At 42.1% G+C, this 25,961-nt stretch carries 25 protein-coding genes and 2 pseudogenes; 23 read left to right on the forward strand and 4 right to left on the reverse strand.

Annotation, left to right across the window (positions count from 1 at the left end):
• Together QWZ04_RS23335 and QWZ04_RS23340 are read left to right on the forward strand one after the other, a co-directional pair.
• The coding region (locus tag QWZ04_RS23335) for a recombinase family protein (protein ID WP_290330704.1) at nt 1-425 on the forward strand (425 nt) is incomplete at its 5' end.
• A 99-nt stretch (nt 426-524) separates the two neighbouring features.
• A pseudogene (locus tag QWZ04_RS23340) lies at nt 525-1,552 on the forward strand (IS3 family transposase); the annotation flags it as partial.
• A 289-nt stretch (nt 1,553-1,841) separates the two neighbouring features.
• On the opposite strand, the gene QWZ04_RS23345 reads toward QWZ04_RS23340, so the two are convergent.
• Together QWZ04_RS23345 and QWZ04_RS23350 are read right to left on the reverse strand one after the other, a co-directional pair.
• Nucleotides 1,842-4,067, reverse strand: a complete 2,226-nt coding sequence (locus QWZ04_RS23345) for a putative bifunctional diguanylate cyclase/phosphodiesterase (protein WP_290330705.1) — start codon at nt 4,065-4,067, stop codon at nt 1,842-1,844.
• Nucleotides 4,068-4,106: 39 nt separating this feature from the next.
• The gene (locus QWZ04_RS23350) at nt 4,107-6,017 is read right to left on the reverse strand and encodes a methyl-accepting chemotaxis protein (RefSeq protein ID WP_290330706.1); all 1,911 of its coding nucleotides are present in this window, start codon (nt 6,015-6,017) and stop codon (nt 4,107-4,109) included.
• 192 nt (nt 6,018-6,209) lie between these two features.
• Between QWZ04_RS23350 and QWZ04_RS23355 the strand changes: the two genes are divergently transcribed.
• Nucleotides 6,210-7,595: a diguanylate cyclase domain-containing protein gene (locus tag QWZ04_RS23355; RefSeq protein WP_290330707.1), complete on the forward strand. Its 1,386-nt coding sequence runs from the start codon at nt 6,210-6,212 to the stop codon at nt 7,593-7,595.
• Between the two features lie 270 nt (nt 7,596-7,865).
• Here QWZ04_RS23355 and QWZ04_RS23360 read toward each other — a convergent pair whose 3' ends face one another.
• Nucleotides 7,866-8,195, reverse strand: coding sequence for a hypothetical protein (locus QWZ04_RS23360; RefSeq protein WP_290330708.1), 330 nt, complete (start codon nt 8,193-8,195; stop codon nt 7,866-7,868).
• 226 nt (nt 8,196-8,421) lie between these two features.
• Here QWZ04_RS23360 and QWZ04_RS23365 point away from each other — a divergent pair, with 226 nt between their 5' ends.
• The 3 genes from QWZ04_RS23365 to QWZ04_RS23375 are packed head-to-tail and all read left to right on the forward strand — an operon-like array spanning nt 8,422 to nt 9,965.
• On the forward strand, nt 8,422-8,844 hold the full coding sequence (locus tag QWZ04_RS23365; protein WP_290330709.1) for a LexA family protein: 423 nt from the start codon (nt 8,422-8,424) through the stop codon (nt 8,842-8,844).
• Nucleotides 8,783-9,904, forward strand: coding sequence for a Y-family DNA polymerase (locus tag QWZ04_RS23370; RefSeq protein WP_290330710.1), 1,122 nt, complete (start codon nt 8,783-8,785; stop codon nt 9,902-9,904). The genes QWZ04_RS23365 and QWZ04_RS23370 overlap by 62 nt, the downstream gene beginning before the upstream one ends.
• Nucleotides 9,894-9,965: a DUF4113 domain-containing protein gene (locus tag QWZ04_RS23375; RefSeq protein WP_290330726.1), complete on the forward strand. Its 72-nt coding sequence runs from the start codon at nt 9,894-9,896 to the stop codon at nt 9,963-9,965. The genes QWZ04_RS23370 and QWZ04_RS23375 overlap by 11 nt, the downstream gene beginning before the upstream one ends.
• Nucleotides 9,966-11,198: 1,233 nt before the next feature.
• Here the strand turns inward: QWZ04_RS23375 and QWZ04_RS23385 are convergent.
• Entirely contained in the window at nt 11,199-11,699 is a 501-nt protein-coding gene (locus QWZ04_RS23385; RefSeq protein ID WP_290330711.1) for a hypothetical protein, read from the reverse strand.
• Nucleotides 11,700-12,288: 589 nt separating this feature from the next.
• On the opposite strand from QWZ04_RS23385, the gene QWZ04_RS23520 reads away from it, so the two are divergent.
• The 17 genes and pseudogenes from QWZ04_RS23520 to QWZ04_RS23465 form a co-directional block, all read left to right on the forward strand.
• A complete protein-coding gene (locus QWZ04_RS23520; RefSeq protein WP_353958870.1) occupies nt 12,289-12,564 on the forward strand; it encodes a helix-turn-helix transcriptional regulator in 276 nt (91 codons plus the stop codon).
• An 89-nt stretch (nt 12,565-12,653) separates the two neighbouring features.
• Nucleotides 12,654-12,845 (forward strand): TraY domain-containing protein, encoded by a 192-nt coding sequence (locus QWZ04_RS23390; protein WP_290330712.1) that lies wholly within the window; start codon nt 12,654-12,656, stop codon nt 12,843-12,845.
• Between the two features lie 177 nt (nt 12,846-13,022).
• Nucleotides 13,023-13,379 (forward strand): hypothetical protein, encoded by a 357-nt coding sequence (locus QWZ04_RS23395; protein ID WP_290330713.1) that lies wholly within the window; start codon nt 13,023-13,025, stop codon nt 13,377-13,379.
• On the forward strand, nt 13,372-13,692 hold the full coding sequence (locus tag QWZ04_RS23400) for a hypothetical protein (protein ID WP_290330714.1): 321 nt from the start codon (nt 13,372-13,374) through the stop codon (nt 13,690-13,692). Before QWZ04_RS23395 ends, QWZ04_RS23400 begins: the two co-directional genes overlap by 8 nt.
• 2 nt (nt 13,693-13,694) lie before the next feature.
• Entirely contained in the window at nt 13,695-16,220 is a 2,526-nt protein-coding gene (locus tag QWZ04_RS23405) for a VirB4 family type IV secretion system protein (protein WP_290330715.1), read from the forward strand.
• Entirely contained in the window at nt 16,217-17,008 is a 792-nt protein-coding gene (locus QWZ04_RS23410) for a TrbJ/VirB5 family protein (RefSeq protein ID WP_290330716.1), read from the forward strand. Before QWZ04_RS23405 ends, QWZ04_RS23410 begins: the two co-directional genes overlap by 4 nt.
• A complete protein-coding gene (locus QWZ04_RS23415; RefSeq protein ID WP_290330717.1) occupies nt 16,989-17,213 on the forward strand; it encodes a hypothetical protein in 225 nt (74 codons plus the stop codon). The genes QWZ04_RS23410 and QWZ04_RS23415 overlap by 20 nt, the downstream gene beginning before the upstream one ends.
• A gap of 10 nt (nt 17,214-17,223) precedes the next feature.
• On the forward strand, nt 17,224-18,171 hold the full coding sequence (locus tag QWZ04_RS23420; RefSeq protein ID WP_290330718.1) for a hypothetical protein: 948 nt from the start codon (nt 17,224-17,226) through the stop codon (nt 18,169-18,171).
• A gap of 4 nt (nt 18,172-18,175) precedes the next feature.
• Nucleotides 18,176-18,892 carry a VirB8/TrbF family protein gene (locus QWZ04_RS23425; protein WP_290330719.1) on the forward strand — a complete coding sequence of 239 codons (717 nt, stop codon included), beginning with the start codon at nt 18,176-18,178 and terminating at the stop codon, nt 18,890-18,892.
• Complete coding sequence (locus QWZ04_RS23430; RefSeq protein ID WP_290330720.1) at nt 18,892-19,746, forward strand: TrbG/VirB9 family P-type conjugative transfer protein; 855 nt, start codon at nt 18,892-18,894, stop codon at nt 19,744-19,746. The genes QWZ04_RS23425 and QWZ04_RS23430 overlap by 1 nt, the downstream gene beginning before the upstream one ends.
• An 11-nt stretch (nt 19,747-19,757) precedes the next feature.
• The gene (locus QWZ04_RS23435) at nt 19,758-21,011 is read left to right on the forward strand and encodes a TraB/TrbI/VirB10 family type IV secretion system protein (RefSeq protein ID WP_290330721.1); all 1,254 of its coding nucleotides are present in this window, start codon (nt 19,758-19,760) and stop codon (nt 21,009-21,011) included.
• Nucleotides 21,012-21,013: 2 nt separating this feature from the next.
• Nucleotides 21,014-21,370, forward strand: coding sequence for a hypothetical protein (locus QWZ04_RS23440; protein WP_290330727.1), 357 nt, complete (start codon nt 21,014-21,016; stop codon nt 21,368-21,370).
• Nucleotides 21,367-22,110 (forward strand): hypothetical protein, encoded by a 744-nt coding sequence (locus tag QWZ04_RS23445; RefSeq protein WP_290330722.1) that lies wholly within the window; start codon nt 21,367-21,369, stop codon nt 22,108-22,110. Before QWZ04_RS23440 ends, QWZ04_RS23445 begins: the two co-directional genes overlap by 4 nt.
• Complete coding sequence (locus QWZ04_RS23450; RefSeq protein ID WP_290330723.1) at nt 22,111-23,553, forward strand: hypothetical protein; 1,443 nt, start codon at nt 22,111-22,113, stop codon at nt 23,551-23,553. It begins immediately after the preceding gene.
• Between the two features lie 9 nt (nt 23,554-23,562).
• Nucleotides 23,563-24,684, forward strand: coding sequence for a hypothetical protein (locus tag QWZ04_RS23455; RefSeq protein WP_290330724.1), 1,122 nt, complete (start codon nt 23,563-23,565; stop codon nt 24,682-24,684).
• Entirely contained in the window at nt 24,671-25,417 is a 747-nt protein-coding gene (locus QWZ04_RS23460; RefSeq protein WP_290330725.1) for a hypothetical protein, read from the forward strand. Before QWZ04_RS23455 ends, QWZ04_RS23460 begins: the two co-directional genes overlap by 14 nt.
• Nucleotides 25,380-25,961 (forward strand): annotated as a pseudogene (locus QWZ04_RS23465) (GspE/PulE family protein); the annotation flags it as partial. The gene QWZ04_RS23460 and the pseudogene QWZ04_RS23465, both read left to right, overlap by 38 nt.

The following is a 25,961-nucleotide window of genomic DNA, read 5'->3' on the forward strand; positions in this document are numbered from 1 at the left end:
TATTGCTCATCGAAAAGGTGGACAGGTTGTCACGTTTACCTTATGAGCAATGGAACCGACTCAAAGACCATCTAGTTGAAGCTGGCTTACATATTGTAGTCGTCGATCAACCAATGACGCATGGTGTACTCAATAGTAATGATGAAAGCTCAATGCTCTCAAAAGTGCTGACAGACTTCATGATCGACTTAGCCGCTGCAATGGCGAGAGATGATTATGAAACACGCCGAAAACGTCAAGCTCAAGGGATAGAAAAAGCCAAGAAACTAGGAAAATATCGGGGTAGGAAGCCAGACCATCAGCTAAGAGAAAATATCTCTTTACTACTAAGTGAAGGAAAAAGTTGGTCGCAGGTTCAAGATCTACTTGGGTGTAGCCGTTCAACGGTCGCTAAAGTAAAAAAACTAGGAAAGGGCACTCATTAACCCTTTTTTGCCCCATTTCAAGTTTCGGCAATTCTTCCCCATAGTTCGCAGTTTGTAATTTGACCTACTTTTTCTCATATCTGCCCCTAACTATGTGGCCAAATTTATGGCTGGCGTAAGACAGCTAAGAAGAACACCAGCACCAGTCAGCGGGAAAAAGATCTAGCCGCTGAAGTTGCCAAATTCAAAAGACAATTGACTGAGCAAGCTGGAGCTCGATATAGTAACAAAGCAGCCACCTACTTCGCGACAAACCTAAAGTAGATTGCTACGAATTTATGCTCGAACACCTGCTGTGCTTAAGTGTTATCCACATGACTAAGGTGTTCGGCGTTTCACGAAGTGGGGTTTATTACTGGATTAAGCATCGCCGCAAGGCCAACCAGCGCGAGGCAACTCGCCAAGAGCTTGATACGAAGGTCAAAGAGGCTTTTGACAATAGCAAAGGTCGTGATGGCCCAAGGCGCACCCAGAAAGTGCTGGCTGAGAAAAGTGATAGCCGCAATGTTAAAACCATTGCCGCCAGTATGAAGTGGCAGGATTTAACGCCGAAAGCGGCACGTAAGTTTAAGTGTACGACGGACAGCAAACATAAGATGCCAGTTGCTCCGAACCTGCTGGCTCAGGATTTTAACGCGGAGGCTCCGAATCAAAAGTGGGCGGGGGACATCACCTATGTGGCGACAGGCGAAGGCTGGCTGTATTTGGCGGTAATTAATGACCTATATTCAAGGCAAGTAGTTGGTTGGTCGATGGATACCAGAATGACGGCAACTCTGGTCTGCGATGCGTTATCAATGGCCTTGTTCCGTCGTGGGTTAAAAGAGCAGGTTATCGTTCATAATGACCGAGGTAGTAAGTACTGCTCAAAAGATTATCGAGACATTATAACCGCTTATAATCTAAAGCAAAGTAAGAGTAGAAAAGGAAACTGTTGGGAGAATGCTTGTGTTGAGAGCTTCTTCCATTCAATGAAAGTGGAATCGATCCGATATGAGTCGATCATGACGCGAGACGAGATACGCCAAACCATCTTTGAATACATAGAGGTTGATTATAATCGGACAAGAAGGCACAGTGCTCTTGGGTATCTAAGCCCAGTTAATTTTGAAAATCAAAATGTCGCTAAATGGAGTGTCCAGTCTGGCTGGAGCAGATCACTTAGCCCTAACACAATAAGTAGCAGTACACCAATTTTCTTCAGACTACTCCCTTCGCCTATAGTTGACTATACTTTTTTACTAATTGCTTGATAAAGAAATCATGTGAACGGCTCGAATTATTCCGTTTGCGTCCTTAGTATTGACAATGACATCAAGCATCTACTCGGATAATATCGATTTCGGTCGCTCGGCAGCTACCCACCATAGCCCTATAAGGCTAGCAACTCCTTAGATGTTACTTTCGCTAAGCTATCTATCCAAGATCACTAATTCTAACGGGCTTACTATAAAAATAGCCTTGAAAGTTTTGAGCACCTAGTTTTTTAAGTACTGTTTCAGTGTCTTCATCTTCTATACCTTCGACAACGACCTCTAAAGATAGATCCATACACAATGATATAATATTTTTTATCGTCAATGGAATGTTCTCACTATCATTATCGCTAATATTACAAATAAAAACCCTATCTAACTTAGCTTCATCAATCGGTAAACGTGCCAATGCGTTTAATGAAGAGAATCCCGAACCAAAATCGTCCAATGATATTTTGACACCCAATTCTCTCATTTCTGCCATTACTTTAATAATTTGGTCAATATTATTCATTAAAATACTTTCAGTTAACTCTATAGTTAGTGATCCACGTTCGACTTGGTAATTTTCAATTATTTTTTTCAAATTAAGAATAAAAGACTTTTCCCTCATTTGAAGCAAGGACACATTCAATGCAACGTTTGGGGTATAAGTATAGATGCTAGTGAGTTTTTTTCTATCTTTAACAACAGTATCGAGGACAAAATCTCCTAATTCATGGATAAGACCTGTAGACTCGGCCAAAGGTATAAATACATCTGGGGCGATATGACCAAGTTTAGAATTTTCCCATCTCAATAAAGCTTCAAGACTGTATACTTTTCCTTCGAAGTTCACCTTTGGCTGGTAACAAACATATAACTCTTCGCGTTTAATCGCGTATCTAAGCTCTTCCTTAAGTGTATTTTTATAAATAAAATCCTCCAAGAGCTTTGGATCATAAGTATATGACTTCAAGTTACTTTCTATAGCCTTATCAAGTGCCAAATTAACATTTCTTTTTATTTCACCAGGGGTGAAATCATTACTATCAGAGAAAATCTTTCCAACACGAATATCTATTGAAACATAATGATCCTCACACCTAACTGGTTTGGAAAATAGTAAAATAATCTCATTTGAAATTATTTCCAGTGAAGTAAGCTCACTATATAGGGCAAACTCATTCCCTGCCACTCTGAAAGCTATGGTTCCTTCCCTGTTATTATATTTCGACAATAGTTTTGAAACTTTTACTATGACTTGGTCACCTACCGTCTGACCTAGCAACCCATTAATTGTTGGCAAATTTTCTATATAGAAGAGCGCAATGTTAACTTGATGGCCACCGCTAACTTTATCGATCAACAAATGGTTTAAGTACACAATATTCTTTAGGCCAGTTAAATAGTCATGATTTATTAGATATTTTGTTTTATCCTCATGATCTTTTGTTTTAATTTTTATATAATTAAAAATCAAAATCAAAATAAAAATAAAAAATAAGTATATATAAAAATATCGTGAAGTTATGTTTATGAATTTTTTATTGAATTGATCCTCACTAGACTCTAAGGTAAGCCATATTTTATAGTCTGGGATAAAAATACTCGTGGTAAATGTTCCTCTCAAGTTAGTATTGATTGAATTAACTATTGGTACACCTTCTGACTTGAGAGTATCTATTAGTTTTCCAGTTTGTCTTTCAAGGAGCTCAAGTTGTTTGTTTACCAGACTCTCTTCAGAAGGTGTGTCGTAAATCTGGTGATCAATATTATTCGGCCCGACAAACTGAAAGTACCTATCAGTATCCCTCCATATTATTAAAGAGTCTATTCCTTCTATATTGTAAATATCGCTAGGTGGATCAAACACACTCTCAACAGATATAACAAATGATAGAATAAACGTTTCGTTATCAAATTTTATAGGTTTATAAAGTGGCATAACCAGGCCCTTATTGCGGTAGATATAACTACGACCTAAAATAAGTTCAGAGCTTGATAAAACTTGGTCTAATATATTAGATGGTAGCTGTGGACTTATGGTTTCACTAGATAGAATAATATCTCCAAATTTGTTATAGACCGTAAGAGAAAGCAAAGTCTCATTAGTGTTAATTAAATCGTATATTTTCTTTTCGAGATAATCATCAGCACGTTTTGCTACATCATATTCAAGAGCTTGAATCGATATGTCTATATAACTCTCATGACTTTTTAATTTATTCTTTATTTCATTTGATAGTAATAACACTCTGCTTTTTTGAATGCTTACAACACTATCTAACATACTATTGTATGAATTAAAAACCAAGAATATAACAAAAGCTGTTGAGGATAAAAGTACTAAAAAAAATACAGGCCAAACACTTTGCTTTTTTATTGGTAAAACGTTTCTATGCATGATTCATCCACTTTCTATTTAAAATCTGACCGACACACGTTAAGATAACTTAAATTTGGAAACAAGCTCACTCAAATGAAGTGCTTGCTGTGTCAAATCATTGCATTCTTCTTTTGTACGCTCCACCGCGGATGCGGTGTCTTGAGCTATCGAGGCAATCGTTGTCACGTTAACTCCAAGCTCTGATACAACGGTTGATTGCTCCTCTGTGGCTGCTGCAATTTGGATATTCATGCCGCTAATTTCTTTAATTCCTAGTGAGATGTCTTCGAGCTTGTTTCCTGACACTTCTGCCAACTCTCTTGAAAAAGTGGCTGATTTCACGCTTGATTTCATTTCACTTACACTATTTTCAGCACTTTCTTGTAGTTGACTAATAATGGATTCTATTTCTACCGTAGATTCATGGCTTCGTTTAGCTAAATTTCGGACTTCATCCGCCACGACTGCAAAGCCACGCCCCTGCTCACCTGCTCTTGCTGCTTCTATTGCAGCGTTTAAGGCTAGTAGATTTGTCTGTTCTGAAATACTTCTAATCACCTCCAAAACCGAAGTGATATCGTTGGCCTGGGTAGCAAGAGTGCTGATAACACTAGAAGATTGCTCGATGCTCGCGACAGTTTCTGAGACTTTCTTCACAGTGTTTACCGAAGAAGTTAGCCCCTCAGTGGCATGAAGTTCCCCCTCTTGAGAGCGTTCAGCAGCGTAACTAGCGTTGGTCGCAATCTCTTTTACTGTATGCCCCATTTCTTGAATTGCTGTGGCCATCTGGTCGCTTTGGGAGTGTTGCTCAACACTCCCGTTGCTAATTTCAGACATTTTTACATCAATCGCTTGTATGCCAGTCTCTACAGCACTAGAGGAGCGTCTAATAGCTAAAAGCATACTCGATAGCGAAGTGATAAATGTATTGTAGCTTTTAGACAGACTACCTATTTCATCATTTTTAGAGTCATCTAGACGTATAGTGAGGTCACCACTACCATTAGCTATTTGTTTTAACATATCATCTAGCTTTCCTAATGGAGCCATTAAGTGATGAATCATCCAAATAGTTAATCCAAGAGATAGAAGTGCGATTGAAAATGTAGACCCTATAAGTTTGTATATCATTGACTTTACAGGCGCAAACACCTCGCTTTGATCAAGTTCAGCCACAACATACCAACTGATCTCTGGAACAAAGTTTGTCGCTACAATCTTTTTTTTGCCATTAACATCAGTAAAGCTAAACTGGATATCTGATGTTCGAGAAGTCTTGATTGTATCGGGGTATAGCTCTGACAACTCCACGTTCACGAGCTTTATATCGGGATGTACCTTCACCTGTTGCTTTGAATCGATCAGATAGACATAACCCTTATTACCAATCTTGTATCCTGATATGAGTTTAGAAAGTTCTTGGGCAGATAAACTCATGCCAACAACGCCAAGAAACTTATCGTTGGATACCACTTTATAGTTTATGAACAACCTCAATGTATTGGTTCGTTCGTCAACATCAAGTGATAGCTCATACTCCTCGTTTGACTCCGCTAAACTATAAAACCATTTATCGTCTTCTTTACTAAGTGTTTTTGCTAGCCCTGACTGCGTGTAATATTCACCAGTGTTAGCAGAAATAAGATAGACACTTTCAGCATCGAATGCGTTTTGTATTTCTTTTAAGTACTCAATAATCCCTTTACTATGAACAGCTAATGTATCTCTGCCATCTAGTAATCGAATGTAATGAGGTGTGGCAGCAATACTCTTTGAGGCTACGATCGAAGTAACTAGACTTTTGGTGATGCTCTCTGAGACGGATTCAACAATTGCGGGAATCTCAGATGAGTAAAGACGTTCTTCAATGGTACTTTCAGCTTCCCAAGCTGCAATAATGGTCAACATACAGGCAACGAGAGCGAGTGAAGAGGTAGCAAGTAAAGTTAGTTTGAGTTTTATATTCACGGAATCACTCCAATTATAAATTTTTAAGCAATGTAACAAATATTAGCTCTTGCTTATAGTAACTTTGTTAAGTATCAATATGATTCTACCCGCTGTGAGATCTGCGTCATAAGGCAAATTTTACATTGTCATAAAAAACGTTACCTGAAAGTGGATCACTCACAGTTGCTAGTATAGGCTATATTTCAAAGAATGATTAAATTAACCGCCTCAAATATGAAGAGTTTATTACGAGCAATTCAACACCTCGGCTGGAAAACGTTCTCTCTTTTGAGCTTCGTTTACATTTTCTTAAGTTTGTTAGTTATCGTTACTACTGCAAATTTTTTTGTCGACACTCAATCTGACAAACTTACTCAGTCTATCAAACAAGACGTTGAATTAGTGCGTTTTAAGATAGAGTCAAGCTTATATCGAGATGCATATCTGGCTGATAGTCTAGTCACGTTCATTACATTAGATCCAGAATTTGCGTTATCCAACTGGAAATCAGTTGCTGCTAGATTGCACAATAATTCTGAAACCATCATCACGATAAGTCTTAGTCCTGACGATGTAATTCGACGAATCTACCCAGAAAAAAATAACACGTCGGCATTAGGCTTAGACTTTAGGACAGTACCTAACCAATACTCTTCAGTAACTAAAGCAAAAATTGAAAAGAAAATGTACTTGTCAGGGCCTACTGAGCTTGTGCAAGGAGGGACAGGGCTAATTGCCCGATATCCAATTTTTTCTAACCCTCCCTACAACACCGAGTATTGGGGGGGACTGAGTGTGGTTATAGATTACGATCGACTTGTAGCACAATCTGGGGTGCTTGAGCTGGAAGGATTGACTTTAGCTATTGTTAGTGACTTTGATGTAATTTTTGGACAAACATTGGACACCAAAGCTCCTGATTTTTCATATCCGATATATGTACCAAATGGCACTTGGTATATTTATAGCTACCTAAATGAGGATCACGGCAGCCAGTTTAAAGAATTCAAGTATTATTTTTATCTTTTAGGTGTTGTTACGTTTATAGTGATTTACATACTGGGGATTTTACTTTTTTTGAACTTCAATCGAGTAAGAGAGTTATCTTTCAGTGACGCACTAACAGGTTTACCTAATAGAAGATACTTCATGTTAGAACTGGATCGTATAGCTAAAGGCGAAAGTGAATATTTAGAAGTCGCACTATTAACACTTGACCTCAACGATTTTAAATTTATTAATGATAATTTTGGACACAAAAAAGGGGATGAAGCACTTATTAGTGCGGGGAGGCATCTTCGCTCTACTGTCAGAACATCGGATATTGTTGCTCGTTTAGGGGGAGATGAGTTTGTTGTATTGCTACATAGATTCAACGATGCATCTTGTATTAAAACTGTAATACACAAAATTAAATCAAAGCAATTGAGCATTCACTCGGACAACGAAGAAATTTCCTGTACATTTAGCATCGGGTATAGTTACTTTAAGGGTAAGAAACACGACTTCTGCATTGAGAAGCTTATCACAGCTTCAGACGAGAACATGTATTTAGATAAATCTTTTCACAAAGCTGAAAAGATAGCGAGAGACTAACTTAATTGATACTGATCTAAAGGGCTAGGCGTAATAACCTTTTGATTTTATGAACTCACATTAATCAGCAATTCCTCTGTCCTCCATAACCTTTACGCAGCCATTATATATGTAGTTAATTGCCATGTGTCGGCATAAGTATTATTAATTCAAATGGGAGTGTTCAGAAATGTTATGAAGGATTACTCTAACGTGCTTTTGGGCAAAAATGAGTCAACCGTTACCCCACTGACTTAAGATAACGCTGTACTGTTTTCTATTTCAGCTTCACTAACCAAAATTGCCCTTAGCCTTTTTCCTTGGGATCATTCGATAGTCTCCTAGCTTCCAATCGTCGACAAATACGTCGAATTCGTCTCTATCAAGTAAATCAATAGGACGAGCGGTCAGATATTCACTCTGGCTAGCTTCTGCCGAAACTAACACATCGTAAGTTTTTAGATCACCATTACCCAAAGCCTTCTCTACAACCTGGTAAGGCGCAACAGCTTTGCACATCAGCACGGTTTTCTCAGCAAATAGCCAGTAAAGGACATCAATGTCATCTCGGCCTGTTCTTAAGTCATCGAGACGTCTCTTTAGTCGATTTTGTAATTCCATGTTTTCATCAAACTGAAATACTGGGTAAAGGTGCCAGCCGTTTATATCTATACACAACCCTCTTCGACCACCTCATCAGTGTAAAACTCGAGCTTATTAAGCAAGTTCTTAACCACTATAAGTCGCCTTTGATCTAATTCCATCACAACGTTTGTCCTCATAAAATTCCGATTATCAGAAACATAGAAACAAACCTTCAAATCGCCAAATTAAATTTGCTGAGATAGTGGGTAAACAGTTCACACCTACTTGCCACAGCGCACATGCTGGCATCACTGGATTTGAGTCGCCAGCTACCGAGTACAGTCAACTATCTCTCGATCTCGATGAGCTTTTAGTCGAGCACCCCAGTGCAACTTTCATCGGGAGAGCATGTGGTGATTCCATGCAAGGGTTAGGTATATTTGACCAAGATTTGCTTATCGTAGATCGACACGTCGATGTAAAACAGAATGACGTCGTTGTTGCGAACCTTAATGGTGAATTCATATGTAAGCAGATTGATATTCATCGCAAGCTATTGCTTTCAGCAAACGATAATTATCAACCAACCCTGATTACCGAATGTGATTCCTTCTCGTTAGAAGGTGTCGTCATCCGATCCATACGTTGCCATAGACCAAGTCTTCCGTCCTGGATGGCGAGGTAAGCCCGTAGTTGTTCTTTCCAACAACGACGGGTGCGTGGTGGCTGCAAATCGACATGCCAAAGAAGCGGGCATTGAAAAGTTCAAACCATTCTTTCAAGTTAAAGCACTTTGTGAGCAGAAAGGTGTAATCGCCTTATCATCTAATTATGAGTTATACGCCGACCTATCCTCTAAAATGATGCAAGTAATTGGGCGTATGCCCCAGATCAGCATATCTACAGTATCGATGAATCTTTCCTATCATTCAAACGTTGTTACCCTGCCATTCCATGCTGAAAACGCATGGAATGAAGCTGAGACGAACTGTGTGGCGAGAATGTCGCTTACCCGTTTGGTTGGCTTTGGCCCAACTCTTACACTAGCAAAAATCGCTAATCATGCCGCCAAGAAAATACAGGGGTATAACGTGGTCTGTGTGCTCGATAACGAACACGAGCGCAGAGACATACTGTCAAAGCTCAGTGCTGGTGACGTCTGGGGTATTGGTAAAAAAATACTAGCTCGTAAAGAGTTTAACGTCGAAATCGAACGCACTATCCGTGAACTCAATGGCCAACCATGTAAAGCTTGGGATCAATCAAGGGCAGACAAAAAACAAATCTATTCTACGAGAAGCGCAGGTCAACGCATTACCGACTTGGAATCATTACGCCAGGCTTTGGCAAAGCATGTCAATATCGCCTCGTCAAAGGCGCGTCAGCAAAATAGCTTGTGTAAAGTGATGTTATGCTTTGCCAATAGCTCCCCCTTCGATGAGAAGGCTATAACGCGTCGGACGATTCATAGGTTTGCCTACCCAACTTCAGATGTAACACAAATCACCAAAGCCGCCACTTTACTCGCAGAAGAGCTATTTTGTGAAGACGTTCGCTTCTACAAGATTGGCGTAGGACTACTGGAATTAACCGATGGGAAACATGAGCAATCGGATCTGTTTAACCCCATGCCCAACGACCCAAAACTCATGTCTGTTTATGATTCGTTGAACCAACGTTATGGTTCTGACACCTTACTTTCTGGGAGCACAAGGAATAGCGCAGAAATGGGGCATGCGGCGTGAGATGTTAACGCCCCACTACACAACTAACTGGCAAGACTTGCCAGTTATCAAGTGCGAGTAGTAAAGTCATGGTTAATGCTATGGGGTTATGAAGACTTTGCGGATGCTCACTAACTATCGTAGCTAGCACGGAGTGGGTAGCTCCGTGCTTGCAACTAAGAAGAGCTCTAATTTCGAGTGCCACTAAAATAGGGAGAGTTACATTATCAACGTCGTTTTTGTTCTCTATTGCCGAATATTGTCTTAAAACACTTTCTAATCGCTTTTCGAGTGAGCCACATTTATCCTTCATCAAACAAACCGTTTTCAGCTTTTTTTGATAGTGCTGTATCGAGTTTGTTTCACTTTGGGCTTCAAGAAATCGATGATGATCTTGTTTCTTTGTTTTTCGTTAACAAAGCGAGGAGAAATACTCACGGTGAATAAGAGCGTTCTCGAAGGTCGATTTAAGCAGTTGATGCTATAAATACTGTGACATTAGTGATGCTTAATCACGACTTTCTTATTGGATGGGGGGTAGATATCCCCTGTACTTAAATCAACTCTATATCCTTTTTTTATCCAACGGCTTAACTCTGAACCTGTAATGTGTTGGTTATCATTTAAAAATGCCTTCCTATTACCATAAGAATCCTTACCGTACTTGCTTTCTATATAGTCAATGATTGTTGAGGAACTCATAAAGAACTTAACTTGTTAATGTTAGTAACTATTATGAATCTTTTAAATCAAGTTGTCGATGATACTAGGAGTGATCAATGAAACTAAGTGTTTATTGCCTATAACGCTCGCCGCAGTGTTGGAGCTAATCTGAGTCTTTTTTCAGATTAGTCGGAAACCGAGGAAGCGGAATTAGTGGTTAACTTAAACTATGGCACTGTCACTGAAAAGTTAAATATTACATAGGATCGATCAAGCCAGCCTTGGTGGATGAGAACTGACGCACTTCGTTTGTCGGGTTTGCACTGTCTCTACATGCAAGCATATAGCAGCCAGCACAAACCTTGAGTATGGATATTATTATGTAATTAATTCTTATGTTCATTGTTTCTTTTGTTTTGCCTACTTTCGATTCTTTAGGGATACATCTACTTAATCAGTAGGGATTCATACATGGATTTCTTTAGGGGGGGAGTAAATTGCTAGATTTTTGGCTTTATCTGAGGAACTAATTGAAATTATTGTGCTTAATAGGGGGGAGGGGGTGATGATTTCGTGATGATTATCACGTTGTTTTTTATACAGATGTGATTAATCCTACCGAGTTAACGGCAGATAAAAATGTAACTTCTATTTAGTTAGGGGGAGCATACTCTTCTAAGTAATCGTAATCGTAAGAAGTTTCTGCATGAGGTTTCTCTATCACTGGTGCATGAATAGGTTTTGTATTGGTATGTTCTGGTTTTTGTTGCTGCTTATTTTTTTTGCGTAAATTTCGGTTCAGCAATGCTTTGGTTTTGTTGTAATATAATCCAAATTTGTCTAGGACAAATTCGTATTTATTGGCAACTTGACGAGGTGAATCTTCACCTTGGATATGAAAAAATTGAGCAGTAGATTTAATGAGCCCTAATTTCTTACTTTCTTTGATAAGCGCTGTGATGTGGTTTGAACAGTAACCAGTTCTCTTGGCTATTTGCCGACGATTTGGGAATGCACATTGATTCGTGACGTTAAAAAACGTCGCAAGGCCAACAAGAAAGTTTTTAACTCCACGAGGTATTGATTCGTCACGAGCAATAGCATCAACAAGCTGATTGTGATGTTCTAAGAGGCTTAATTCATCTTTTTTCATCAGAAGTAACCTCAACAGATAAGTCATTGCTTAAAATGGGGCAATAATTCTGTCTAAAGTTTCTGATGATCGGATAGGGGTGTTCTAAAATTAGGTTATTCATAGTCTTAGTCTCGATGATTGTAGGGGTTCGGGTCTCACTCCGAACGTTGATATAAACTTATAGGAAAAGATCTAAAAGATCAAGCTACCTAATTGTGACCAGACACAAAAAAGCCAACCCCATCGAGTAGGTTGGCTTTTTTGCGAATGCTATATCGTTAGATTGAGAGTCTAACACATTCTACGTTCTGACAAATACACTACATAGAGAATTACAATATGTAGTAGCAGTGCTCTAAGTAATGCACTTAGCATCAACACGCCCAATAATTCTAGGCTTTTGACGCTGTAATTTCAACCCAATCGATCTAAAAAAAGCGTTTTTTTTTAGATTGTAATAGATCGCAATCTTTCAATCTCCCGATATTGATTCAACTATCAAAAAGTCACACTTTGAAAATTAGCACTTGCGCTAATTTTTGCAATAATGCTAAATTGACACATATGTTAATTTTGGCTTTATAATAATAATTGCAGTGGCTTTTTTATGTCTATAGATAAACACAACAAAAATGATTTTACACATCTCTTCCCTGAGCTCACGGAGCTTCAATACTTGGTTATTCACCAATATTCAACTGGTTATAGCACTAAGGTCATAGCTATGAACATGACGTGCACAATCGATAACGTTAATGCTCATTTAAAAGCTCTAAGAAAGAAACTTGCTTGCAACAGTTCTAGTGACCTTCGAACTATTTATTTAAATCGGGTTATGGGGGCTATTGCGATGAGCATGTGCGTGGACTTGCCTATTACATAATTGGGGTAATAACACTATTTTGTTAGCAACGGATAGAATCACATTGATTCATATCACAACGATATAGATAAGAACAAAGTGGGCATTTTATGAATGCAAATGATCCGTTAGAGGACGAAATGGTTGTTGCTTTGGTTTTAAAAGGTGTTGCTTTAAAAAGATTCAAGGAATCAGCAGCGGCTTCTAATAGGAGCTATCGCGGTGAAGCGAAAGTTCGTATGGAAGACCATCTTCAACAATATGAGTCCATAGCAGCAGTAGGCAATAAAACAGAACGCTAATAGTTGCTAGTTTTCGCTCTTTAACAACTTAAGTCCCCTGGCTCGGATTGATGCCTTTGTAATCATTCTAAACACACCTTGGATGGGGAGAGGTGGCTTTGTCCCTGGAAAGTCTTAATGTGTACAGGGCTATGATCTATACGCTTTTTAAGAGAGCTTATTACTTATGGATAAATAATGATTGACCACAAAAATCCGCAACTAAAAAGAGGGCTGTCTGAGACAGTCCTTATTTTTTGGGGTTTACCTGTGAAAGTGTTTGCCCTTGCAGCGCTATTTTCAGGCTTCGGCCTCTTTTTACTGATAAGCCAGCTCGGGTGGATGTGGGGAGCGTTACTTGGTGGGATATTTTCCGTGATGGTATTTGCTCCGCTCCGTTGGATACACAAAGAAGATGCTCATGCCTGGATATTATGGATTGAAGCATTTTCTAACTCCGGCTACACATCAACTCGGTTTATCAAAAAACGTCTGTTCGTTATGCGAAGAGGCAACGTTCTACACTTTAAACAATGGAAAAAAGACCATGAATAAACTAATTAAGGGCGGGGGAGCGCTCGCTCTCTACTGTACCTTCCTTTCTCCTGCTAGTGCAGCGGTTAGCTTAGGCTCTGGAGGCAGTGGGCTATTTGCAAAATTCACTGCATTCTTACAATCAATTGTTAACTTCCTTGGTGGAACAGGGACACTGTTTGTTGTTTTTGCTGCTGCATCAGCCGCTATTATGATGTGGATCTTTATGCCCAAAAGTGCAGGGGCGGCCATCGCTTGGTTATTCCGTATTTGTATCGGCGCAATCATGTTATTTGGTGTTGGGTTACTGATCACTATGTTGCAGGGGTTCTAATTATGCACAAGCCCCTCAATAGTACCATTTCAACCTATGCCAGCCTCAATGATACGGCAGCATTGACTTATCGGGGGGGCGTTTTGGGTGCAATTGAATTATCTGGCGCGGAGCCGGCGTTACTAACGCCGAAAGAGAAAACACTTCTTACGCAGCTTTTACGCAACGTCATTCAACGACTTCCCATTGACGTTACGCTTTCTCAATATTATGTGCACAGCGATTGCGCCCCCATCAAATTTCGAAAAAGAGATAATCCACGATCACAATTGGTCTCAGAACGTCGAGCCCGGTTCCTTAATGAAAAGCGACAACTGTTTCAATCTAGCTTGGTTTGGGTTCTCGAAATACATTCGATAGTAAATTACAGTGAAATAGGGGGCGACCTTATCACGCTTTGTTTGCAAGCCATTGTCGATAAACATAAACGAGGCAAGTTAAGGCGAGCGTTATCGCACCGGCAAGCCACGCTATTAGATGAGCAAGAATTGCTAGAACAATGCGAGTCCCTTGATGAAGCCTTAGCCTCTATGATGCTAGGGCTTTCTTTTCGCTCTTTGGACAACAGAAGGCTGAAAGGAGGAGAGCTCTTTCATTTACAAAAAATGCTCACGACGATGGAGCCTGACTATTTAAATCACACCGCAAGCACAGCACCGTTAGCCGATTGGGATCGTTTGTTAAGTTGTACTGAAGTCGAACCGGTGATCAGTGACGAGGGTATTCACTATCTTAAACTTACTCATGAACGCACCATTTATGCTCGGATTGCCTCCGTTCAAGGGGTAGGGACAACTCATACCCCTGAATGCGCCTGGGCGAGCGATCTTTGCCCCGTATTGCAAAAAGGCAATTACCTGTATTTCACGCGCTTTATTCCTTATTCAAAACAAAAAAAGCAAGCCATGGTGAGCGACGAAGAAAACGATATATTTCGTTCGCAACTCGGCATCACGGACTTGATTAAAGGCGAAGCCGATCCTGAATCGATTCGAGCCAAAATAGAGGCAAACCCTCAACTGAGTGCCGTATTACGTGAGCTGGAGCGGATAAGCGCAGACGACGATAAATACGGGGAGTGGCTGTCATACATTGTTGTTTTTGATACGAACTTACCCAAACTGAAACAACAAACGAAAGCGCTCAATGTGGTGCTTGAAAACTCGGATTTTCATTTGTTATGGGAAAGTGTCGGTCTATTGAATGCCTACAAAACACTGTTACTTGGTTACGATGGCCACAATATCCGGCACAGCCGGATTAACGCGAGCCAAGCCGCCGCACTTTCATTGTTCTACCGCAGTAATGAAGGGTTTCCTACCTTCAATTTAGGTGGAAAAACAGAAGAAGCCTTGTTTGTGTTAGAAAGCGATGATGGCGTTCCCTTCCATTACACCCCGTTCATTGGCGATAAATGTTTAGTGATTGGGGTAGGTCCGACGCGAAGCGGTAAGACCTTCCTCAAGCAGTGTATAGCTAATCACTTCACTAAAATGAATGGGATGTATTGTGCTCTTGATATCGATGACGGCAGTGAATCACTGGCGCGGTTTTTTAAAGAAGACGCGAGCGTTTTCTGTTTAAAAGACACCAATAGTACGAAGGGGTTTAACCCTTTTTCCATGGCAACTGGCCGCGATGATGATGAATTTGCTCGTCATATGATGAAACTTATCCGTTTGATGCTTCAAGAAAATGAAGCCCAAGAGCTGCAAGTTTTAGATGCGGATGAGCAAGCCAAATTGGAAAAAGCCATCAGAGACACAATGGGACAAACGGGCAAACTCAGTAATTTTTCGGCCATGCTGGCGAAATGTCCGAAAACCTTGAAAGAAAAGTTGGCGAAATTCAAAAGAGGGGGCGTGTATGGCAACCTGTTTGATAACGATGAGGATGCGATTGGTGTTTTAGATAAACCGTACTCTGTCTACAACACCCAAGGTGTGAAAGACAGTGAAACGTTAGCGCCTATCGTCAATACCGAAATATTCTTTCGCGCCGTTCGATTATTCGAGAGCGCCCAATTTCGTACCCGTCCTAAGTTTTTCGAAATCGATGAATGCCAATACGTTCTATCACAAAAAGGAGCGGCTGAGTGGGCGATTGCAAAAGCCAGAACTTGGTTTAAAAGTGGCGGAGGAATGGGGTTTTGGACGCAATCGCCAAAACATTATTCAGATTTGGAAGAATGGGGAACACTTCGAAGCGCTGCGACGACCTTCATTTTTATGGCTGATGCTGAAATGGAAAAAGGCGAGTACCAACATGCCTTCCCGTTTCTAACCGATGCAGAGCTTAACGTGATCCAATCCCTTAAACCCAAGCAGCAAGCTTTTATTAAGCAACCCGATAAGGGGATCGCCAAGGTGGTGAATCTGTTTGCGGAGCCTGAACAATATGTGGTGGCCACATCCAATCCACATGAAGCCACGATTGTAAAAGAGGTGTTCGCCAAAGAAGAGAATGTGGACATTGCCATTGATGAAATCATACGTCGTTTCAAAACGGAACTAAGGAAAGAGCTGTGAGAAAAAGAATGCTTGTTCTAGCGTTAACTTTGAACCTGGTAACACCCGTTGGTCACTCTGGAGGTTTTCCGGTTATAGATGTGGCCAACATCACCCAAATGATGACGCAATACAGCACCCAACTCAAAGAGTATTCGCAATTACTCAAACAGACCGGATTGGATACGAATCAGTTACTCACTGCGGTTGAGCAGTATGAACAAACGCTTCGTGAGTATCAGGTCTTTCTTAATCAAGTCGAGTCGCTAAAAAACAAAATTGATCGCCGTGATTACTTAGGCATCGAACGAGACATTCGATCATTGAACGACTTAATGGGAGTGAACCCGCCAGCCAAATCTAATGACTATGCCAGTGCGCGATATGGGGATCTTCCTCAAAAAGAAATATTTGAAACGTTAGCAAAAGAAAGCTCGGGAGAAGTCAGTAATACGTTAGCGCAACAGTACCGCAATGCCTCTGATGTTCATGTGCGGGGGGAGCAATTAGAGCATTTTAGAAATCGAAATGAAAACCTGCGCCGCAACGCCGCGCAGCTTGACAATGAACGGTTAGCTTTGGGTGACCAAAGTGAGTTGGCCACACTGCAATTACTGGTTGAACAAAATCAGGTATTGATTGATCAAAACAATTTACAGGCTGACGTTAAATTGGCCACTTACGCGCAATCTAATCCTCTACAAAGCCAACAAGCGCTAGCGGTATTGGAAGCACAAGAGCGGCGTTTAAAACGCATGAAAGCGGCAAGAGAGCGGGAGATTGACGTTAATGAAACCCCTATCCGATAACCTACCCGAAATATCTTTTCATCCATCACTTCCCAATGAGCTTGAAGAGTTAAAGGAGCTTGAGAACGTTAAACACGATTTGGATCGCAGTTGTGAAGTGATCCAAACCTGGATAGAGGGAGGGGATGTCGATAAACATTACCTGATGTATATCCATCAAACGTTATCGTCATTAAAACAACGCATTCAACTACCAATGAGCTAAGGAGGCCGTTATGAGTGTAGACACTGTTTTTCGACAACAATTTGTGCTTGCGGCGAATGAATTTGTCGAAAAAGCAACTCAGCACCCTGATATTCAAACCCTCAGTTTTGGGTTGATGATGTTTCTTATTGTGGTGGTGTATTTTCAGGAAGTCGTTCGATTTATGACTTCTGGTATTGATCTAGAAAAGATAGTCACCGCTACGCTGATGGTTTTTGTCTCTCTTGCCCTTTATAAAGGCTACAACACGGCCATCGATGTGTTGATAGAGACCTTTGATAATGTGGGCTTGCTTTTGCTGAAAATTGGCACGGGTAACAGTGATCCAATGTTTCTTTTTAAGTGGGTTAATCGCGCCTTTATCGGCATGTATAACGAAGAGGTCAGTTTTTGGAGCATGTCCACTGGAGATGCCTTTAACTATTTGGTTTGGCAAGTCGTTACGATGATTATTGTTGTTGCGATGTATTTTACGGGCTCTTGGGCGACCTGGTGTTTATTACTGGGAAAGATACTCGCTATTTTCTTTGTCCCTTGCTTAGTTCACCCAGGTACTCGCACGGCCTTTGATGGATGGTTTCGTTATTTAATAGGAAGCCTGATGTTGCTTATTGTACTGCGAGCTTGCGCGGTGTTGGTTGCTCTGGCCATCAAAGCTCAATTCACCGCATCCGGTATTTTACAATGCGCAGGGAGTACGACCATTTCGCAGTGCATGAGTTTTGGCCAACGTAACAACATCTTATCGACCGCTGATTATATTGAATTGGTGGTGACCATGATCATTTCCTTTTTGATGATCAAATCCAGTGTCGAACTCTCTAAAGCTTTGATTGGTAATGTTGCTTCTCCAAGTGCGAGTGCGGCTAAAGGGATTAATAACCTGGCCAAATCGGCGCTCAGTAGCCAAGCCGGTTCGAAAATAGCAAAAGTCATTATGGCTAAGTTTGGAGGATAGGAGTGTGGATGAACCGATTGTTATAGAAGAGTCTCATCGAGAAAAACGAGACGAAAAACCGCCTTTGAGAGCCGAACGCAATCGCTGGTTTGTTATGTCTCTTTCTTTATCAGGCGTCATCGTCATTCTTTTGCTTTTCTTGTTTTATGCCTTTGGCCAGGCGCAGCACACCAAAGAGGTGGTTTACGTCAAGCTTGAACCCAATGGAAGTTGGTCGGTGTTGTCATACAGCCCAAATGACAGCCAGCTTTTTTACAAAACGACCATTGATTCTATGTTGCAACGCTTTGCCATTGCCCGTTACGGGATCACTCCTGAAACCATTAGTTCTGATTGGGGAGAAGCGCAAAACTTTATGGCTGAAAAGCTGGCGACGGATTTTGTCAGCTTGCGGGGCTTCAATGCGATTGAAAAGATAGAAGCCATTAAGAAAAGTAAAAATAGCGCTGACATCGTCATAGAGCGGGGGATTGAGCACTACGATTCAATTGATTGGCAGATGGCCGACGAACTCAGTCGAGAAGCCATTCGAAGTAACCTCTATCTAACCCGAACGCTCACGGTGAATGGTAAAGAACGTGACCCAGAAAAACTGGTGCTTAATGTTCAATGGCGGCTTAAAGAGAAAAATGAGTTAGCCAACAAATCCATCGATGAACTCAGACTTAATCCGATTGGTCTTGAGATCCTTACCTATAAATTATCTAAGGAACGAATCTAATGAAAACACAGTTCTGGTCACCGCTGCTTGTGGTGATGGGCTGTCTTTCGGTTAATGCCTATGCCGGTGTTTGTCAGCCACTTGATCACAAGCCAGGTGAAATCATTTCAGTAAAGACAGCAAAATACATGGGAGGGCGCATTCAGTTGCCTTCTAATTTGATAAGCGCTCCTTCCGTTTCTAATCCCCACTTGTGGGATGTTGAAGGGGTCGTGGGCTCTAACCAAATCATGGTTAAGCCCAACTCAAGCTCAAAAGAAGGCATAAGCACGATGATTTATGCCTTTACGGATGATGGCTCGGTGTATGACATCATGGCCACGCGCACGACCACGAAACAAAATCAGCCTTGTGTGTTAGTGAATGCGGGGCGAGGCACGATGAACAAAGAGCAACAACAAGCGATTTCCACGTTTGTATTGAGCAAAAATCAAACGGCACCGGTGATGATGAACTCTGGTCGAGTACAGAGCTTGGAAAAACAATTGGCCACAATAAAAAGCCAGTCCTTGGATAAACAAAAACGTGCCGTCATTGACGCGTTGAGAAAATATCGATATCGGATTTATACCCGTTACGAGTGGACAAGCCAGGATAGCTTTGTTGGCAACAACATCATTTCTGATGTGTACGATGATGGCCAGTTTACCTATGTTCGACTTTCCAACCCAAGTCGAGGGATATTGAGCATTGAAACAGAAATAGGCGGTAAGGCGGCCATTGCACCAACCAAATACGATGATGCTTACGGCATGTATAAAGTGACCGGTATTTACGCCAATTTACGGCTTCGCATCGATGACGTCGTGATTGAAGTGACACGAACCGACAATACCACGCGCTCAAATACCTAAAGGAGAGGGATGTGAAAGCCGCTAATTTTTCCGAGAAAGGAAAAAAATACGCTGCTGTCATTTTTGTCGTCATTACTTTTATTTTCGGTCTGGTCTTAGCCATTGAAAAAATGACCAGCAAACCCGAAGAACTTAACAATAATGATGCTACAGCAGAAGAAGTTGAAACGATTGATAGACCCGATAATGTGCTTCCTGATGATTCTACGGTGACCAACTTGGTCACACAGCGAGAAGAGGCAAAAGATTCTTATACTATTAGTCAAGACGCCGCCCCTACGGTCGCAGAAAGAGCAAACGCACTTATCGACCCCATAGAAAAAGAAAAGGAGACATTTAAACTGGTTGAGTTCCGCAGGGCAAGAATAGCCGCCCAAAGCCATTGGAATGTCTCAGCCATCACCACCGTACCCGCTTCCCAAAACCAAAAACACGTCAACGTGACCACACCCACCCATCATTACTCAGAACTCAACGAAGATCGCTTATCAACGGATGAGCAACGAATAATGATTGGCAAGCGGCTTGATGAGTTGGCCTCACTCAAGCAACGGATCCTATCGGGTAATATTTCAGAAGGCAGCGACACGCCAACGAAAGTAACCCAAATCGAACAAAGTTTTTCAGCTCCGCCAGAAAACATTGTCGGGTTTACTCAAGAAAACAGCTACAACGCATCAACGGAAGGGTTACTAAAATTACCCATCGGCACCATCATTCCATCCGTGACTCGAATGAAAGCCAACAGTGATCGAACGGGCACATTTAAAGCTTGGGTGACACAAGATGTCCTTGATGCCAGTGAAGAGTATGTGCTGATCCCGACAGGCTCCGAAGTCATTATTAAAAGTTTTCGAATGAGCACCGTTAATGAAAGCATTAACAGCGTGATAGGAATGAGTGTGCCTTGGGTCGTGTTGCCAAATGGCAACAAGATAGACACCTCGAAATCATCGGGGATGGACAGAGAAGGCATGACCGGTATCAGCGACCAAGTGGATCACCACTGGATGGAGCAGTTCTTAGGCGTTGCCGCCTATGCCTTAGTTGCGAGCAACACGAGTTACCAAGGCACAGGAGAGGGAGAGAGCAGCTATTACGGTGACGTATCTTCTGGTGTTCGTGAACAAGTCGCGCCACACGCTCAAAAATACTTACAACTGCGGCCAACCAATATCATTCGAGCTGGCCAAGCCATGAATATCATCATTGAAGATGAAATTTACTTAAAACCTTGGAAAAACCTTTATGAGGATTACCTGTGAAAATCAAATCACTTTGTTTTATCGCGCTTTGTCTGGCCGCGCCTGCGAGCCAGGCGAGCCCCATTCCCGATGTTGATACCTTGCAAGTTTCTGCGCGAACCATTTACCCCCTTGAATTGAAAACGGTAGGGCAAGCGGTGCAATGGCTAATGGAGCCCCTTGGGTATCACATACTCACGGAATATCCCGCCCCTTCTAGTGCAAAAACATTACTGGAAAGCCCTATTCCAACAGCGGCAAAGATGCATCGAACCATGCCCGTAACTCATGCCTTGCAACTGCTGATTGGTGAAGGGAACACCATCATCGTTGATAAAGGCCATAAGCTCATCACGTTTTCTAAGGGGGTGATCCTGTGAAAACCCACATTACCTATCTGGCCATCGCGTGCGCGGCCTTGTCTGGTTGCGCATCGAAAGAATACAAAGGGCAAGGCGAGTATTTCGAGCTAAGACACGTCAACATTGTCGAGCGTGATTTGTCCCCTTTAAAACCCACCATTATGAGCGAAACCAAACGGACGGCTAACGTGATGAAACCCAAAGCGAAACCCGTGCCAAAACCGATTGAAACGTATTTGATTCGAGAAGGTGAAAGTTTTGAGAGTGCGATACGTCGATGGTTGAAACGCGAAGGCTATCGGAAAGTTGCCTGGAGCATGAACACGCAACATCAATTGACCTTGAGTAAACGATCGTCAAAACAGCAACGTTTAGATGGGAGCTTTAAAAAGGTATGGGATGAGCTCAGTGCGCAGCTAGGCGTACCCTTAAAACTGGTTGAAGCCAACCAGAATCGACAAAAAGTGGTCGGCGTGTATGACTTTGACGGCAAAGCACGGATTACCCACGTAGGCGGTCAATCACTCAAAGCGGTGACTCAACGGGTGGTTGAGAACTACGAATACATTTGGGTCGATACGGTTGATCAAAAACGCAGTTGGTTATCTCCAAACGACTACAAATTCAGTGCTGATTATTACTTATTAACGGCGTGGGATGATGTGGAGTACGCCCTTTCAGTGGTGCTCGAAGGCTACCCAGTGAGAGCGGCCATTCTTGACTCAACGGGACAAGTCTTTATACAAGAGGACATTTAAGTGAGAAAACGACTTAGCTTGCTACTTATCGTAGCCATCGCGGGGTGCAGCTCCCCGCAATACGATGAAGCGGTGAAACACAATGACAAGGTTCACCAAACCATCACTGAAAAAACCACGTACATTCCCCCTCCAAAAATCAGTCGCATCACGAAACCCCCGCAAGTCTTTTCTCCTGTTGAACCACCAAGTAATACGCAGTGGTTAAAAGAAAAACTGACGGTCAATGTAAGTGATATGCCTTTGTCGGTGGTGATGGAAGAGGTCATGGTCGGTGTCAAAATTCCGATTTATTTTGGTGAAAATGCAGACCCCAATAAACGAGTGACCTTAAATTTTTCTAACACGCGAGAGAACGTACTCAACTTACTGTCTCGTGAAGCCGGTTTTGGTATTGAGTTTATCAACCAACGTCTTGAAGTGACCGAAACCGTCACTAAAACCTTTTTTATTAATCTGCCAACCGGTACTCAAAACGGCCAACTTGGTTCTGAAGGGGGAGGCTCTAGTGATAAGGAAGATAAAGCGAAAACTCAAGGCCAATACTTAAACATCAGTTACAGCTCGGTTGAAGTGATCGCAGAAATTGCCGCCAATATTGTCACCGTACTCGGTGGAGAGGAAAACGCTGAAAAAGCGGTGTCTACATCGGCCAATATGAGCGCCATCACCGTCACGACAACCCCTGACAAAATGCAGGAAGTTGAGAAAATTGTTGAACGGTATCAAGAGCAACTCACGAAACAAGTGGTGCTGGATGTTCGTGTCATTGAGTTTCGCTCTAACTTAGGGACTGAGCGCGGCATCAATTGGAACCTGGTTTATAAATCCGGTGGCGAAACGTTAAAGTTCTTTGTTCCTGGTACAAACCTTGTCTCTCAACAAGCGGGGTACGGTTTCGCTTTTCAGGGCAGCGGAAAATGGTCGGGGTCAGAGGCGCTGATTAAGGTTCTGGAAAAACAAGGCAGTGTGTCAACAGAAACGCCGATTACGGCCTTACTGTTAAACAATCAGCCAGCTCGTATTACGCAACAATCTATTGTGCCGTATTTGTACTCTACCTCATCCGAAAGCAGTGAAGGCGTAGTCAGTGCAAGTGTTACCCGAAAAGAAGAGGTGGAAGGGGTCGATTTTATGGCCAGTGCCAATGTGCAGTCTGAGCATGTTTGGTTACGTCTCTCTGGTCAATTACAAAAAATCACCAAGAAGCGTACTGAAAAAGTCGCTCAATTGGAGCTTGGCTTTCTGGATAAACAGAAATCTGAGATCACCTTTGCCAATAAGCTTCGTTATGGCCAGACCTATGTTATCGCCTCAGTGAAACAAAGCTCTAAAACGGCGGAGCAAAACAAAAGCTTTTGGACAACGTTGTTTGGGGGAACGGGCAGTGAAGATCTGACCACGGAAACCTTGGTGTTACTCACCCCCCGTAAAGCGTATTAAGGAGGAACGATGCAATTAGCCAATCGTGCGACCTGTCCTTCTGAGAAATCTCTTAAGCAGGAAAGAAAACGCCATTCTGCGCCGTTTGAACGGGTTATGGTGCACTCGCAAGGGAAGCGGCGTTATTACAGTGAACATCCAGCGGTTCTGCTCGGTGAAGCACTCAAAACAAGACTACAAGAATCAGGTGAGCCCACAGAGCGCCTGATTTTTTTTCAACCCTTCGATGATAAGTGGTATGCCTGTGTTATCGATAAAGGAGAGGTCGAAACGGAAAGCTTGGCCACCATCGGCGAGCTGGAAGAAGAATTAGGTTACTGGCTGTATAACTGCGAGCACATCTTGGTTGCCAGCTCGGAAGCCTCTGAGCCATTAACCTTCCACAAAAACAAACAAATCCTGGTTAAACCGTTAATCGAGGCCGATTGGCAAGGGTACATACTCACAGCGAAAGCCGGCACACCCAAAGTGTGGATAGGCGTGTTGGCGTTAGTTGTCGCTTCACTGAGCTTTGGCGGCTTTTGGCTTGGCCAACAAGAGCCACCGCCTAAACCACAAATAGCGAAAACCACACCAGAGGAAGTGCTCATTGAGTCGCTTCGTAATAAGCCTTTAGCCAGCCCCGCGCTTCAGCTTGCAACAAAAATTATGCTCGAAACGCACTTAATGCCCGATGGCATGAATGTAAACGAGGTGAATTTGGTGGATGGAGCGCTGACGGCCAAGTTAGATCTGACCGCGCGAGACAAAGTTATTCGTCAATATTTGTTGGCCAATCCTGAGATTGACGATTGGCTAAATGAGGAACGTTCTTTGTTAACGCTGGATGTGCCAAAAGCTGACCATTGGCGTGCATACGATGTGTCTACCTATCTCACGGATATGCGAGACGCACTTGAGTTAATGAACGTGTCGGTTACCGAAGATGGTCAACGTGACGTTGGGCGATTTTCAGTGGTCAGTCTAACGCTCACAACCACAGGTCGACTTGGAAAATTGCCGCTTATCATGCAGATATTAACCCCTTCATTTATTACAACACGCAAGCTTACGTTGTCTTGGAACGATGAGGATATTACTGAATTGTATCTCGAAATTGAAATTCAAGGAGTCTACAGTGAGCCAAATTGAAGTCACTAAGAAACAAAGAAAGCCGTTACCCAAACCGCTGCTCGCGGCGATGTGTGTCGCTATGTTGGCCATGATTGTTTTTTTGGTCTGGTCATTTTTACCCAGTTCCCCACCTTCCACACCGGCACATGAGCAAGAGATATTCGACGTACCGGAAAATATTGTTCCCGTAGCGCCGCCTATCAAGGTAGAGAAAAGCAATGATGCTCACTTAGCCATGACGGCTTCCACACCGTCAGAGCCTTTGATTTCAGAAGCTCCAGTACAAAAAGAAAAAGAGGTGACACCCTTTAAGCTTTCGCTATCGGAGCCCGCTCAAACCGCGCTAGATAATTTGGAAAGTCGTTATTACAGCGAAATTCGAACTCAACTTATTGCGGCGCAAATTAAGGAGAAAAAGGAGAGCCGAACGTTAAATTCTTACAACCCACCCCCGAAAAAGCCGGTTGTTGTGCCTAAGAAAGTGGTTAAGAACCCCGCTCGAATAGTCGAACACTTAAGCCTAAAAAGTGTGGTGTTTAACCCCAATCAGACCAGTGCCTGGTTTGAATTTGAAGGGGCGTTAATTCCAGTTAAGCAAGGGGCATGGATTGACGAAGTCAAAGTGTATCGAATCAACAAAGAGCACGTCATATTGATTGATAAATATGGCAAAACGTACCGTAAATACATGCCAAAAAGAAAGGTGGTCATTGATGAACCCGACTCTCAATCGAAACGTCCTCGTCAGTGAGGGATTAAAAAGTATTTATCTTGAGCACCATTCGGCGGTGTTAACCGATACAGGGGAAATCATGACCTCTTCGTATGAGTCTCCCGCCGTCGAACTCATTACCGATATTATGCAAAGAGAGTACGTAACCCTTGGTTTCGACGTTCTACCTGAACGAAAAGTTAAGATGTATGAACCTTCTCTTATTTCATCCCTACTCAAGGAAGTCGCACAAAGAAAGACTGACGAAAAAAGTGCCAGCGATGCGAAAAGTGAAACGTATGGCATTGCCATGCGAATGCTGGAATACGCCGCTCAACATGAATGTTCTGATATTCATATTGAATTGTATAAAACGGAAACCCGCATAGAAATGCGAATAGATGGCCGAATGGTGGTTTATGGCCAAATTATTAAAGACTATGAGTGGGGGCAACATCTTATAGCCATTTTGTTTTATCACGCAGACATTAAAGATGACGATTTTAATGTCACTAAACCAAACAATGGCAGGATCACCGCTTTACTTAAAACGGCGCAAGGAAAAAGGGACACCGACTGGCGA

This window comes from Vibrio tapetis subsp. quintayensis (assembly GCF_030409945.1).
In the GTDB taxonomy this organism is placed as follows: domain Bacteria; phylum Pseudomonadota; class Gammaproteobacteria; order Enterobacterales; family Vibrionaceae; genus Vibrio; species Vibrio quintayensis.